The sequence below is a fragment of the Agathobaculum sp. genome (assembly GCF_034098985.1).
In the GTDB taxonomy this organism is placed as follows: domain Bacteria; phylum Bacillota; class Clostridia; order Oscillospirales; family Butyricicoccaceae; genus Agathobaculum.
Window position 1 is genome coordinate 114,451 of the sequence record NZ_JAXEOA010000030.1, and the last position, 13,250, is coordinate 127,700.

Sequence of the window (13,250 nt, forward strand, 5' to 3'; positions counted from 1 at the left end):
GGCTCGCTCTCACAGCGGTCGATAAATATTATATCCTAGTTTACACTTTCCGTCAAGTTCTTTTTCAAATATTCCGTTTCTCATTCTCTGTTCGCAGCGTGCGGAATACCTTGCGATAGGCAGTTGGAGCATAGCCTGTATGCTTATTAAACATGGTACTGAAATGATTAGGGCTTTCAAAACCTGTTTTTTGCGCAATCTCAGCAATGTTTTCTTCCGAGGACAGCAGTAATGACTGCGCCTCCCCGATCCGGCGCCGCATGACGTACTGCATCGGTGAAAACCCACAATACTCCTTAAACAGGTGCGACGCGTAATATGGACTGATACCGGCCTGATCCGAAATTTTCTCCAGTGTCAATTCCTCATTGTAATGTGTGTCGATATAACCACGCATCTGGTTCGCCTGCGCCGACTCCGGACGGTCGGGGTCGCCCTCCTCCCAGCCAAGCTGCGTCACCATAAGCAGCAGCACGGGCAGCAAACGCGCCGCAATCTCATCGCTGTGGCGGCGCGGATCCGTCGCCTGCTCGTAGATTAAGCGGTACAGCGCTTCAAAGTCTCCAAAACGCGCCCCTGTGCGAAGCCGTGCAGACGCGCCGCGCGGAAGCAAACAGTTTTCCGGCAGCCCGGGCAGGTGCAGCCCGCCGACCCCGCAGCAGTAGATACGCTCCATGCCTCCAACTGGTGAATCGTCCTCATGCACCACGCCCGCGTTATATACGAGCAGATCACCGCGCGACGTGTGGCAGGTCTCGCCGTCAATGGTATGCACCCCATGTCCCTCGACGGTCAGCAGCACCTCGCAGATATCATTATGGCGATGCATTGTCCGCGGCTTTTCGTGGTTGGCAAAGGTCCACAGACTCACATATAGTAACCGAGGCTGCTTTTCTGACGAAAAGCAAGGCCGCTGTTCGGGATTCATCATAAAAAACGGCATGCCGTCCCTCTCTTCTTAATGACTCAGCGCAGCAGCAGCCCCGTCAGGCTGCGCAGCAAGGCGATATTTTGGAATACGGTCCGTGTGAAAAAATGCCCGCCGCATGCCCGCGGCGGGCGTTTTCCGTGTCAGTTGGTCTGGAATTGTGCGCGGGTCTCCAAATACCGGGCGATCGCTTCGACAGTCCCCTCGAAGCCGAGCACGGCGGAGTTGAGCGAAAGGTCGTAATTCCGCGCGTCTTTCCACTCTTGGCCGGTATAGCGGCGGTAGTAGGCCGCGCGGTATGCATCGACCTCGGCGATTTTCTTTTTCACTTCGCGCTCGGGCAGCGAATCCACCTTGAGCGCCTCCTGCAAGCAGAAATCGTCCGGCGCATGAACAAACACGCGGGCGACGTCCTTCCGCTCCCGCAGTACGAAATCAGCGCAGCGGCCGATCATGACGCACGGCCCCTCATCGGCAAGCTGGCGGATGATCTTGGCCTGGTACTCGAACAGGTTGTCCTCGTTGGTAAAGCCGCCCTCCTCGGGGCTTACCGGCTTGCCGCCGCGGCTCTGGTAGCGGCTGCGCAGGCGCGAGAGCAGGTCGGGCTTCAGGCGCTCGTCCGAAAAGAGCACGGCGTTGATGCCGCTGTCCTCGGACGCCATGGTGATGATCTCGCGGTTGTAGCAGGGGATGCCGAGGCGCCTCGCCAGCATCTGCCCGATGGTCTTGCCGCCCGAGCCGTATTGGCGGGCGATCGTGATAATAAACTTTTCGCTCATGACCTCTCCCCCTTATTCACCCAGATACGCCTGTTTGATCGCGTCGTCGTTCAGCAAATCGGCCGCGCGGCCTGATTTGACGACCTTTCCGGTTTCCAGCACATAGCCCCTGTCCGCGATCGAAAGCGCTTTCTTAGCGTTCTGTTCGACCAGCAGCACGGTCGTGCCCGCCTTGGAGACCTCCTCGATGATTGCGAAAATTTCCTTAACAAACAGCGGCGACAGACCCATAGAGGGTTCGTCGAGCAGCAACAGGCGGGGCTTGGACATTAGCGCGCGCCCCATGGCGAGCATCTGCTGTTCGCCGCCCGAAAGCGTGCCCGCGGCCTGGTTTTTGCGCTCTTCCAGCCGCGGGAATCGCCGGTAAACGTCCGCGAGCGACTCTGCCATCTCGCTTTTGGGGCGGGTGTACGCGCCCATCTTGAGGTTCTCATAAACGGTCAGCCCGGCGAACACGCGCCGCCCCTCGGGCACATGGCTCATACCGCAGCGCACAATCGCGTGCCCGGGCGTTTTGGTAATATCCTTGCCCTCGAACACCACCTGCCCGCTTTTGGCAGGCAGCAGACCGGTGACCGTGTGCAGCGTGGTCGTTTTGCCCGCGCCGTTCGCGCCGATCAGCGCGACCACTTCGCCCTCGCCGACCTCAAAGGAAACGTCGCGCAGCGCGTGGATCAGGCCGTAATACACATTGAGGCCCTTGACTTCTAACATTGCCATCGCTTCTGTTTCCCTCCTTTATTCGCCGAGATAGGCCGTGACGACCTCGGGGTTTTTCAGCACCTCGGCCGGCGTACCCTGTGCAAGCTCACGGCCGAAGTTCAGAACATATAGGTATTCGCAGATGCCGGACACCAGCTTCATGTCGTGCTCGATGAGCAGGATGGTCACGCCGAATTTCTTGCGCACAGTCTGGATGGTCTCCATCAGCTCGGCGGTCTCGTTCGGGTTCATGCCCGCCGCCGGCTCGTCAAGCAGCAGCAGCTTAGGTTCGGTCGCAAGCGCGCGGGCGATCTCCAGCTTGCGCTGCTTGCCGTACGGCAGGTTGGCCGCCTGATAGGAGGCCATGCCGTCCAGATCGAAGACCGACAGGATCTCGATCGCTTTTTCGTCCATCGCGCGTTCCTTTTTGCGGTAAGACCCCAGATGGAACAGGCTTTCCGCAAGCGAATAGGTGACCTGGTTATGCAGACCGACCTTGACGTTGTCCAGCACCGAGAGCTGCTGGAACAGGCGGATATTCTGGAACGTGCGCGCAACGCCCATGCGCGAAATTTCGTTCGGCTTTTTGCCGATCAGGTTTTGGCCGTCCAGACGAATGCCGCCGTCTGTCGGGCGGTATACGCCGGTCAGCATATTGAAGACGGTCGTCTTGCCCGCGCCGTTCGGGCCGATCAGGCCGACCAGACCGCCCGCTTCAATTTTCATGTTCAGTTCGTCCACGGCACGCAGGCCGCCAAACGAAATGCCCAGTTCGGTCACTTCCAGCATTGCCATATCACGCGCCCCCCTTTTCCGAACGTTCGAGTTTCTGCATCTGCCGCAGGCCGCGCTTTTCCATCATGCGCTGCTTGATACCCGAGTTGTTAAACAGCATCATCAAAATCAGCAGGATGGCGTACAGCAGCATACGGTAATCGTTAACCGCGCGCAACAGCTCGGGCAGCACGGTCAGCAGCGCCGCAGCGACGATCGAACCCCAGATGTTGCCCAGTCCGCCCAAAACGACGAATACCAGGATTAAAATCGAGGTGTTAAAATCAAATTTGGACGCGACGACGGTTGAATAGTTCATCGCAAACAGCGTGCCCGCCATGCCCGCGAACACCGCGGACACCACAAACGCGAGCAGCTTATACCGCGTCACCGAAACACCTACCGACTCAGCCGCGATGCGGTTGTCGCGCACGGCCATGATCGCACGGCCCGAACGGCTGCCGATCAGGTTCATAATGACGAACAGCGTGACCAGAATCAGCACGATACCCGAAATAAAGCTCGACATTTTCACATTGCCCGACACGCCCATCGGCCCGTTGATGAGCATTTTTCCGCCCTCGCCGAGCGTGAAGCGCTGCTCGAGCATGCTGAAATGCAGGCCGGACGCGTCCATGCCAATGTACAGAACGTTTACCAGATTGCGGATGATCTCCCCGAACGCCAACGTGACGATTGCAAGATAGTCCCCTTTGAGGCGCAAAACCGGCACGCCGACGATCACGCCCGCCAGCCCTGCGCACACGCCGCCGATCAGCATGGCGACCGCAAGGCGCAGCGGCGCAAACGGGATGGCGCCGCTGAGGCTGGTCGCCGCGACCACGCCCGAAAACGCGCCCACTGACATAAACCCGGCGTGCCCGAGCGATAATTCGCCCAGAATACCAACGGTCAGGTTGAGCGAGACCGCCATGACGATGTACGCGCAGATCGGCACGAGCTGTCCCTTAAAAGCGCTGCTTATGCCGCCGGTTGAGATCATGGCCTGCACGACGGCGAAAAACACCAGGACGATGCCATAGGAAATCAGGCTATCGCGCGTATGCTTGCTGAGAGTCCTCTTTTTCATTCTGCCCACCTCACACTTTCTCGCTTTTGCGCTTGCCCAGCAGGCCGTCCGGCTTTACCAGTAGCACGACGATCAGCACTGCGAACACGATAGCGTCCGAGAGCTGGGTAGAAATATAGGCTTTGGCAAAAATTTCGATCACGCCCAGCAAAATGCCGCCCAGCATCGCGCCCGGGATCGAACCGATGCCGCCGAACACTGCCGCGGTAAACGCCTTAATGCCAGGCATCGCGCCCGTGGTCGGCATGAGCTGCGGATAGGCCGAGCACAGCAGCACGCCCGCGATGGCTGCAAGGCCCGAGCCGATGGCGAACGTGACCGAGATGGTCGTATTGACGTTGATGCCCATGAGCTGCGCTGCACCCTTGTCCTCCGAGACCGCGCGCATGGCCGTGCCCATTTTGGTCTTGCCGGTGAACAGCGTCAGCGCGATCATAATAATGGCGCACGCCGCAACCGTCCAAATCGTGATCCACGAAACCGAAAGCTGACCGCCGAACAGCGGCACCGAGCCGCTGGCGACCGGCGTGAAGCTTTTCGGGTTGGGCGACCAGATCAGCAGCGCCGCGTTCTGCAAAAAGTAGGAAACGCCGATGGCCGTGATCAGCACGGCGAGCGAGGCCGCCTGCCGCAGCGGTTTGTACGCCAGCCGCTCGATCACCACGCCCAGCACCGTGCAGACTACAGCCGCCGCGACGATGCTCATCCACGTGGGCATCCCCCAGTACGCGGTCGCGCAGAAGGATATGTACGCGCCGACCATGATTACATCGCCGTGGGCGAAGTTCAGCATCTTGGCGATGCCGTACACCATGGTATAGCCAAGCGCTATGATCGCATACACGCTTCCCAGGCTGACGCCGCTGATCAGATAGGAAAGAAAGGTCATGCTTTACACCTCACAAATCTGTTGTTTCTCAATCCCCGCAATATGGAGTGGGGCGGAGGCTCGCGCAAAACAAGCCGTCGCCCCGCGCCATATTGAAAAAAGCGCAAAGGAGGGCCGTCTGGTTGAAAACGGCGCCTCCTTTGCCTTTATCCGTGTTGGTTTTCCGCGTGCTTTACATGGTCACGTAGGCGCCGTCCTTGATCACGACAACGATCGGGTCCTTGGATACCGCGCCTTCCGCGCTCCATGTTGCGCCGGTGCCGGTCAGGCCGTCGAACGTCATGGTGGTGAACTGCTCGATCATCAGGTCGCACAGCTCGGAAGCCGGCATATCGGGCGTGGCCTTTGCGGCCTCGAGCGCCTGCTTGTAAGCATAGACGCAGTCGTAGCCGTCGGCCGCAAACTGGTTGGGCAGCTCGCCCGCCGCCGCCTGGTACTGCTCGACAAAACTCTTAACGCGCTCGTCGTCCGAGTTGGCGTTAAACGGGGTCAGCAGCATAACGCCCTCGGCAAGGCTGGTGTCGAAGCCCTCGAGTGTCAGGATGCCGTCCATGCCGTCCACGCCGAAGAACGTGGGCTTATACCCCGCGGTGTTGCACTGCTGCAAAATAAGCGAAGCCGCGTCGTAGTACATCGGCAGGAAGAGCAGGTCCGCGCCCTTGGACTGCGCGTCCTGAATCTGCACGGAAAAGTCGGTCTTGCTCGATTCGGTGAACGTGGTCTCGCTTACCACGTCGAGGCCGAGCTCGGCGGCCTTAGCCTTGAAGGTCTCGTAGATGCCGGTCGAGTAGACGTCGTCGTTCTTGTAAATGACGGCAATCTTGGTGCCGAGCTTCTTCTCCGCAATGCTGCGCGCCGCCAGCTCGCCCTGCGCGGGATCGATGAAGCACATCTGGAACACGTTATCCTTGCCCTGGGTAACTGCCGGAGCCGAAGCGGACGGGGTCAGCGCGAAGATGCGGTCCTCAAAGTGCAGGGTCGAGGTAGCCTCGCCCGGCTTGGAGGTAACTGCGCCCAGCGAAAGCTGAAGACCCCAGTCCTTGAGCTGGTTGTAGGCGTTCTCCGCCTTTTCCGCGTCGCTCTCGTCATCCTGGTAGTTCAGTTCAAACTGGATATCGCCGCCGGCCGCGTTGATCTCCTTGACCGCGATCTCCGCGCCGGTTTTCGCCGCGTTGCCGTAAATCGCGTTGCCGCCGGTCAGCGGGCCGGTGCCGCCAATCTTGAATGCCGCGCCGGACGCCGTATTACCGCTGTCCGCGCCGCCGCCCTCGGCGCCGGGATCCTTTGCGCCGCCGTCGTTGCCGCAGCCGGCCAGCGTGGCAGCCAGCATCGCACCGGCAAGCAGCATGCTCAGTGTCTTTTTCATGATGATCTTCTCCTTTTGCGAAATAATCTCCCCGCCCCTGAAACTTGCATTTTTCTGAGGTCCCGGATTATTTTCTTATTATACTCCTGTTCCGCCATTTTTGTAGGATTTTTTTCTTCTTTTGAGCAAATTCAGGCAATCTACCGATTATCTTTTAGACAAACCCTACAATTTTGTGTGTTCTTACCGAAAACACTTGTCCGCGTTGCAAGGAATCATGCAGTCATTTGTCCACGTCTATGCAAAAAGCAGCTGTTCCTGCATAAAAGGAAAAGCTCCCCGTTCGGGGAGCCTTTTTAGCGCTCATTCCAGTTCGAACGCGCCGGTATAGAGCTGATAGTATTTGCCGTGCTCCGCGATGAGCTCAGCGTGATTGCCGCGCTCAATGATGCGGCCAAGCTCGAGCACCATGATCACGTCGGCATTCTGCACGGTACTCAGGCGGTGCGCAATGACGAACACCGTGCGTCCGTACATCAGGCCGTCCATTCCCTGCTGCACGATCGACTCTGTGCGCGTGTCGATGCTGCTCGTCGCTTCGTCGAGGATCATGACCGGCGGATCGGCCACTGCCGCGCGGGCGATAGACAATAGCTGCCGCTGCCCCTGCGAAAGACTGCCGCCGTCGCCGCCGATCTCGGTGTCGTACCCGTCGGGCAGGCGGCGGATGAAGTCGTCCGCGTTCGCAAGCGACGCGGCCGCTTCGACCTCCTCGTCAGTCGCGGACAGGTTGCCATAGCGTATATTGTCGCGGATCGTACCCGTGAACAGGTTGGTATCCTGCAAAACGATGCCGAGCGAGCGCCGCAGATCAGCCTTTTTGATTTTATTGATATTGATGCCGTCGTAACGGATCTTGCCGTCGGCCAGGTCGTAAAAGCGGTTAATCAGGTTGGTGATCGTTGTTTTGCCCGCGCCCGTTGCGCCGACAAACGCAACCTTCTGGCCGGGCTCGGCGTACAGCGTGATATCATGCAGCACGATTTTATCAGGGTTGTAGCCGAAGTCGACGTCGTAAAAGCGCACGTCGCCGCGCACCTTTTCATAGGTGACCGTACCGTCCTCATGCGGATGCTTCCACGCCCAGACGTTGGTCTTCTCCGGCGTTTCATATAGGCTGCCGTCGGCATTCACGCGGGCGTTGACCAACGTGACGTAACCGTCGTCCACCTCCGGTTCCTCATCCATCAGCTCGAAGATGCGCTCCGCGCCCGCCAGCGCCATGACGATCGAGTTTACCTGCTGCGAGATCTGGCTGACCGGCTGGGTGAATGTCTTGGTGAGTTGGAGAAATGAGGCGATCACGCCGAGCGTGATGCCGCCCGAAACGCCGGTCAGCGCCAGCGTACCGCCGACCACGGCAACCAGCACATATAAAAGGTTGCCGATGTTCATCATGATCGGCATGAGGATGTTGGCGAAGGTGTTCGCCTTGGTCGCATTCTGGCGCAGCTCCTCATTGAGCACGTCGAACTGCTCCTTGCATTTCTCCTCGCGGCAGAACACCTTGACGACTTTCTGCCCGCCGATCATTTCTTCAATATAGCCGTTGACCTTGCCGAGCGACTTCTGCTGTTCCAAAAAGAATTTAGCGGAATTGCCGCCGATCTTACCAGTCACCCGCAGCATGACCAACACGCCCACGAGGACGAACAGCGTCAGCCACACGTTGGTGAACAGCATGGCGGCAAGCACTGCGATGATCGTGATGGCCGAAGAAAACATCTGCGGCACCGATTGGCTGAGCATCTGCTGCAGGGTATCGGTATCATTGGTGTAATGGCTCATCACGTCGCCGTGCGTGTTGGTATCAAAATAGCGGATGGGCAGCGTCTGCATATGCGCGAACATCTGGTCGCGGATGGTCTTCAAAACGCCCTGCGAGATCGAAACCATCAGGCGGTTATACAAGAACGTCGACAAAATGCCGACCACATAGACACATGCCATCATGCCAAGCGCTTTTAGCAGGCCGCTGAACACCGGGCTCGCCTGTCCAAGCAGCGGCGTGATATAATCGTCGATCAGCACGCGCAGGAACATCGAGCCGCCGACGTTTGCCAGCGCGGAAAGCACGATGCAGACCAGCACGGCGAAGAATTTTGCGCTGTATCCTGTTTTAATATAAGAAAGAATGCGCGAAAGCGTCTTTTTCGGGCTTTTCGCTTTCCTGCCTCCGGCCATCCGGCCGCGGCGGCCTCCCATGGGTCCCGGCATTATTCCTCGCCTCCTTTCTGCTGCTGGCGATATACTTCCTGATAAATGGTGTTTGAAGCGAGAAGCTCGTCATGCGTGCCGACCGCGTTAATCTGACCATTGTCCATCACGATGATCTGGTCTGCGTCCTGCACGGACGACACGCGCTGCGCGATGATGATTTTGGTTGTGTCCGGAATCTCCTCCGCGAACGCTTTCCGGATCAGCGCGTCGGTCTTGGTGTCAACCGCCGAGGTCGAGTCGTCCAGAATCAGTATTTTAGGCTTTTTCAGCAGCGCGCGGGCGATGCACAGGCGCTGCTTCTGGCCGCCGGACACATTGGTGCCGCCCTGCTCGATATGCGTGTCGTACCCATCGGGCATCTGGGAGATGAACTCGTCGGCCTGCGCCAGTTTGCACACACGGCGAAGCTCCTCGTCCGAAGCGCTCTCATCGCCCCAGCGCAGGTTTTCTTTGATGGTGCCTGAAAACAGTACGTTCTTTTGCAGCACCATTGCAACCTCGCTGCGCAGCGTATCCAGGTGATAGGCGCGCACGTCAACGCCGCCCACCTTGACGCTGCCCTCGGTCACGTCGTATAGGCGTGGGATAAGCTGCACAAGTGATGATTTCGCCGAGCCGGTGCCGCCCAGTATGCCGACCGTCTGCCCGGCCTTGATATCCAGATTGACATCGCGCAGTGCAAACTTTTTATGGTCTCCCTTATAGCTGAAGCTGACGCGTTCAAACGACACATCGCCGTTCTTGACCTCATAGACCGGCTTCTCCGGATCGTGCAGGTCGCTCTCTTCGGTGAGCAGTTCGCTGATGCGCTGCGCGGACGCGCGGCTCATCGTGATCATTACGAAAACCATCGCGACCATCATCAGGCTCATAAGGATCTGCATAACATAGGAAAACAGACTGGTCAGTTCGCCGGTCGTCATGCTGCCGCCGACGATCAGGCGCGCGCCGAACCACGAAATCAGCAGGATGCACGCATACATGCACAGCTGCATGAGCGGCATGGCGCAGGCCATGGTTTTCTGCGCCTTGGAAAATTCCTTATAGAGCAGGCCGGAAACACCCTTGAACTTTTCCGTTTCATGCTCTTCGCGCACATACGCCTTGACCACGCGGATGCCGCTCAGGTTTTCCTGCACGACCGTGTTCATGCGGTCGTAGGTTTTGAACACGCGGGCGAACACGGGGCTGACGATCTTCATTAAAATTCCGAGGCCGATTGCCAGCACGGGCAGCACGCCCAGAAACACCCACGCAACCTGCCCGTTGATGCGGAACGCCATCACGAGCGAGAACACCAGCATGACCGGGCAGCGCACCGCGATACGCGTGATCATCTGAAAAGAATTTTGGACGTTGGTCACATCAGTCGTCAAGCGGGTAACGATCGAGCCTGTGGAAAATTTATCGATATTAGAAAACGAAAAATCCTGCACCTTATAATACATATCATGCCGCAGGTTCCGCGCAAAACCCGCCGAGGCGCGCGACGCATAGGTACCCGCCAGCGCGCCGAACACCAGCGCGAGCATGGCGCAGCCGACCAGGATCAGGCCATATTTCCAGATCTCACCGAGATCGCCCCCGTCGATGCCGCGGTCGATCAGCAGGGCCATCACCGTTGGGATGACGACCTCCATCACGACCTCCAAAATCACGAAAAACGGGGTGAGCAGCGCGTCCTTCTTGAACTCGCGCACTCGTTTCGCCAGTTGTTTGATCATATTCTGTCTCCTCCGAAGTCTTGCGTTGGTATCGTTCCAGATTCTCCCGAATCTTGCCGCACACGGCAAACCATGTGGCTATCTCCGCTTCGCTCACGCCTTCCCGCATAAGCGCCTCGGTTTTTTCAAGCCCCTTGTGTATTTCCGCGTTCAGTGCGCGCGCTTTTTCGGTCAGCACAAGGCGCTTGAGCCGCGCGTCGTGCGCTGTCTGCTCGCGGTAAAGCAACCCGTGCTGCTCCATGAGCTGCAAGATGCCGGTCGCGGTCGAGCGGCGCATGGCAAACTGTGTTTCGATATCGCGCTGAAACCGGTCTCCCTGCCCCTCGCTCTGGATCAGATAGTGCAGCACCATGCTCTGCATGCCCGTGATGCAATCGACATCCGAGCCGGCCATCATGCAGGCCATCTGCCGTTTGAGCAGATTGTTGAGCATGCCCAGTTCCGCACCGATTCGATTTTTCACAATCTGTTAGCCTCCTTACTGTTAGTATGCTAACATAGTATACGCCTTTTCCCGGTTTTGTCAATCGTTTTCACAAAATGTTCACAGACGCGCGAAATTATCAATGCTTCGACCGGAATTGCCAATTGTTTTATCGTTCCCTCCGCGCTATAATAAATGCGTGCTCGTGCACAGCATGGTTTTACAGACAATACTCTTTCCTATTCCAAAAGGCGCGGACCGGTTTATCCGGTCCGCGCCTTTTTCTCTTGATTATATGGATATCCCATCCCATTGGTATCTGGTCAAATCGACCCGACCGTCAAGCGTAAAGACAATTCCGTCTGCCTCCAGCATGGCGCGCTGCATATCTGACCCGCCAAATGCAAAGGCTTTAGAGGTACGCCCTTCGCGGTCGACCACCCGGTAACACGGAATCCCCTCCGGGTCTGGATTGACGTGCAGCGCATAGCCCACCACGCGCGACCAACGCGGGTTTCCGGCAAGCGCGGCGACCTGCCCATAGGTAGCTACCAAGCCGCGCGGAATACGCCGGACGACCCCATATATCTTCTGGTAAGAGTTTTCCATTTTTATGCTCCTTACACTGTTCGATTTTATTATACATGTCAAAATGCCGATTTCCAAGCCTTTTCGACAGGAAAAAAACGTCTATTTTTACACGTTAAATTGTTGCACGCCTGTGTATAATGCTATATAATAATAGGGCACCTTTTATCGGTATGTAAGTATTTCCGCACTTTTTCTTGCGTATCGCAAGAGAAAGCCGTAGAAACGCAAGGAGGAAAATAAACCATGGCATTGACCAACAGCTATCTCAAGCGCATCTATGAGACCGTAGAAAAGCGCAACCCGAACGAGCCCGAGTTCCAGCAGGCCGTTTTCGAGGTTCTCGAGAGCCTACAGCCGGTGATCGAGCAGCGCCCCGAGCTGGAGTCCTGCGGCATTATGGAGCGTCTCGTCGAGCCTGAGCGTATGATCACATTCCGTGTCCCGTGGGTCGACGACAACGGCAAGATCCAGGTCAACCGCGGCTACCGCGTGCAGTTTAACTCGGCCATCGGCCCCTATAAGGGTGGATTGCGTTTCCATCCGTCCGTCTGCGCGTCTGTCGTCAAATTCCTCGGCTTCGAGCAGTGCTTTAAAAACAGCCTAACCGGACTGCCTATGGGCGGCGGCAAGGGCGGCGCGGACTTTGACCCCAAGGGCAAATCCGATCACGAGGTCATGCGTTTCTGTCAGTCGTTCATCACCGAGCTGTCCAAGCATATCGGCCAGTTCACCGATGTTCCGGCCGGCGATATCGGCGTTGGCGGCCGCGAGGTCGGCTATATGTACGGCCAGTACAAGCGCCTGCAAAACGAGTTCACCGGCGTATTGACCGGCAAGGGACTGACGTTCGGCGGCTCGCTCGCCCGCACCGAGGCAACCGGCTACGGCTTGTGCTATTATATGAAAGAAATGCTCGCATATAAGGGCACCTCATTTGAGGGTAAAACAGTCGCGGTCTCGGGCAGCGGCAACGTTGCGATCTACGCCTGCGAAAAGGCCACACAGCTCGGCGCCAAGGTTGTCACCATGTCGGATTCCTCCGGCTTCATTTTCGATCCCAACGGCATCCAGCTCGATATCGTCAAGGATATCAAGGAAGTCAAGCGCGGCCGCATCAAGGAATACGCCGACCGCGTGCCGGGCAGCACATTTACCGCGGGTGAAAAGCCGTGGAGTGTCAAGTGCGACATCGCGCTTCCCTGCGCGACCCAGAACGAACTGGACGAGGCCGCCGCGAAGACGCTGATCGCAAACGGCTGCAAATTTGTCGCCGAGGGCGCGAACATGCCCTCCACGCCGGAAGCGGTCATCGCGTTCCAGCAGGGCGGCGTATTCTTCGGTCCTGCCAAGGCCGCAAACGCCGGCGGCGTCGCCACCTCTGGTCTTGAAATGAGCCAGAACTCGCTGCGCCTCTCCTGGACGTTCGAGGAGGTTGACGAGCGCTTGCACGGCATTATGAAGAACATCTTCAAGTGCTGCATCGATTCGGCCGAGCAGTTCGGCCACAAGGACGATCTCGTGATGGGCGCCAATATCGGCGGCTTCAACAAAATCGCCGACGCGATGATGGCGCAGGGCATCGTTTGATTTAAAATAGCAACCCAAAGCAAAGGCAGGCGCCCCAATGGGCAACCCTGATAAAGAAGTATTGAAAGTCGGCGTGCAACCGCATGATACGAAAGTGTCATGCGGTTGTTTTTTTTGGCGTATTCTGGCGACAGGTCGATTTCCCCGATTTTGTAATAATGATCATCGATACGCTG

Annotated in this window: 12 protein-coding genes; 1 reads left to right on the top strand and 11 read right to left on the bottom strand. The window is 57.7% G+C overall.

The window, feature by feature from the left end; translation table 11 throughout:
• Window positions 1–64 precede the first annotated feature (64 nt).
• The 11 genes from SO058_RS10760 to SO058_RS10810 form a co-directional block, all read right to left on the bottom strand.
• Window positions 65–943: a helix-turn-helix transcriptional regulator gene (locus SO058_RS10760; RefSeq protein ID WP_320843000.1), complete on the bottom strand. Its 879-nt coding sequence runs from the start codon at window positions 941–943 to the stop codon at window positions 65–67.
• Between the two features lie 128 nt (window positions 944–1,071).
• Complete coding sequence (locus tag SO058_RS10765; RefSeq protein ID WP_320843001.1) at window positions 1,072–1,707, bottom strand: cytidylate kinase-like family protein; 636 nt, start codon at window positions 1,705–1,707, stop codon at window positions 1,072–1,074.
• Between the two features lie 12 nt (window positions 1,708–1,719).
• Window positions 1,720–2,427, bottom strand: a complete 708-nt coding sequence (locus SO058_RS10770) for an ABC transporter ATP-binding protein (protein WP_320843002.1) — start codon at window positions 2,425–2,427, stop codon at window positions 1,720–1,722.
• Between the two features lie 18 nt (window positions 2,428–2,445).
• The gene (locus SO058_RS10775) at window positions 2,446–3,204 is read right to left on the bottom strand and encodes an ABC transporter ATP-binding protein (RefSeq protein ID WP_320843003.1); all 759 of its coding nucleotides are present in this window, start codon (window positions 3,202–3,204) and stop codon (window positions 2,446–2,448) included.
• 1 nt (window position 3,205) lies between these two features.
• Window positions 3,206–4,273: a branched-chain amino acid ABC transporter permease gene (locus SO058_RS10780; protein ID WP_320843004.1), complete on the bottom strand. Its 1,068-nt coding sequence runs from the start codon at window positions 4,271–4,273 to the stop codon at window positions 3,206–3,208.
• A gap of 10 nt (window positions 4,274–4,283) precedes the next feature.
• Window positions 4,284–5,162, bottom strand: a complete 879-nt coding sequence (locus tag SO058_RS10785) for a branched-chain amino acid ABC transporter permease (protein WP_320843005.1) — start codon at window positions 5,160–5,162, stop codon at window positions 4,284–4,286.
• Between the two features lie 172 nt (window positions 5,163–5,334).
• The gene (locus SO058_RS10790) at window positions 5,335–6,528 is read right to left on the bottom strand and encodes an ABC transporter substrate-binding protein (protein ID WP_320843006.1); all 1,194 of its coding nucleotides are present in this window, start codon (window positions 6,526–6,528) and stop codon (window positions 5,335–5,337) included.
• Between the two features lie 303 nt (window positions 6,529–6,831).
• Complete coding sequence (locus tag SO058_RS10795) at window positions 6,832–8,745, bottom strand: ABC transporter ATP-binding protein (protein WP_442872246.1); 1,914 nt, start codon at window positions 8,743–8,745, stop codon at window positions 6,832–6,834.
• The gene (locus SO058_RS10800; protein WP_320843062.1) at window positions 8,745–10,424 is read right to left on the bottom strand and encodes an ABC transporter ATP-binding protein; all 1,680 of its coding nucleotides are present in this window, start codon (window positions 10,422–10,424) and stop codon (window positions 8,745–8,747) included. Before SO058_RS10800 ends, SO058_RS10795 begins: the two co-directional genes overlap by 1 nt.
• Window positions 10,318–10,935 carry a MarR family winged helix-turn-helix transcriptional regulator gene (locus tag SO058_RS10805; protein ID WP_320843007.1) on the bottom strand — a complete coding sequence of 206 codons (618 nt, stop codon included), beginning with the start codon at window positions 10,933–10,935 and terminating at the stop codon, window positions 10,318–10,320. The genes SO058_RS10800 and SO058_RS10805 overlap by 107 nt, the downstream gene beginning before the upstream one ends.
• A gap of 252 nt (window positions 10,936–11,187) precedes the next feature.
• Complete coding sequence (locus SO058_RS10810; protein WP_320843008.1) at window positions 11,188–11,505, bottom strand: MGMT family protein; 318 nt, start codon at window positions 11,503–11,505, stop codon at window positions 11,188–11,190.
• A 225-nt stretch (window positions 11,506–11,730) separates the two neighbouring features.
• On the opposite strand from SO058_RS10810, the gene gdhA reads away from it, so the two are divergent.
• Window positions 11,731–13,074: an NADP-specific glutamate dehydrogenase gene (gene gdhA, locus SO058_RS10815; protein WP_320843009.1), complete on the top strand. Its 1,344-nt coding sequence runs from the start codon at window positions 11,731–11,733 to the stop codon at window positions 13,072–13,074.
• Window positions 13,075–13,250: the final 176 nt, after the last annotated feature.

Excerpts from the sequence above, each read along its gene's own strand:
- SO058_RS10785 (WP_320843005.1), bottom strand. The coding sequence starts at position 5,162 with ATGACCTTTCTTTCCTATCTGATCAGCGGCGTCAGCCTGGGAAGCGTG.
- SO058_RS10790 (WP_320843006.1), bottom strand. The coding sequence starts at position 6,528 with ATGAAAAAGACACTGAGCATGCTGCTTGCCGGTGCGATGCTGGCTGCC.
- SO058_RS10765 (WP_320843001.1), bottom strand. The coding sequence starts at position 1,707 with ATGAGCGAAAAGTTTATTATCACGATCGCCCGCCAATACGGCTCGGGC.
- SO058_RS10795 (WP_442872246.1), bottom strand. The coding sequence starts at position 8,745 with ATGCCGGGACCCATGGGAGGCCGCCGCGGCCGGATGGCCGGAGGCAGG.
- SO058_RS10770 (WP_320843002.1), bottom strand. The coding sequence starts at position 2,427 with ATGGCAATGTTAGAAGTCAAGGGCCTCAATGTGTATTACGGCCTGATC.
- gdhA (WP_320843009.1), top strand. The coding sequence starts at position 11,731 with ATGGCATTGACCAACAGCTATCTCAAGCGCATCTATGAGACCGTAGAA.
- SO058_RS10775 (WP_320843003.1), bottom strand. The coding sequence starts at position 3,204 with ATGGCAATGCTGGAAGTGACCGAACTGGGCATTTCGTTTGGCGGCCTG.
- SO058_RS10780 (WP_320843004.1), bottom strand. The coding sequence starts at position 4,273 with ATGAAAAAGAGGACTCTCAGCAAGCATACGCGCGATAGCCTGATTTCC.
- SO058_RS10760 (WP_320843000.1), bottom strand. The coding sequence starts at position 943 with ATGCCGTTTTTTATGATGAATCCCGAACAGCGGCCTTGCTTTTCGTCA.
- SO058_RS10810 (WP_320843008.1), bottom strand. The coding sequence starts at position 11,505 with ATGGAAAACTCTTACCAGAAGATATATGGGGTCGTCCGGCGTATTCCG.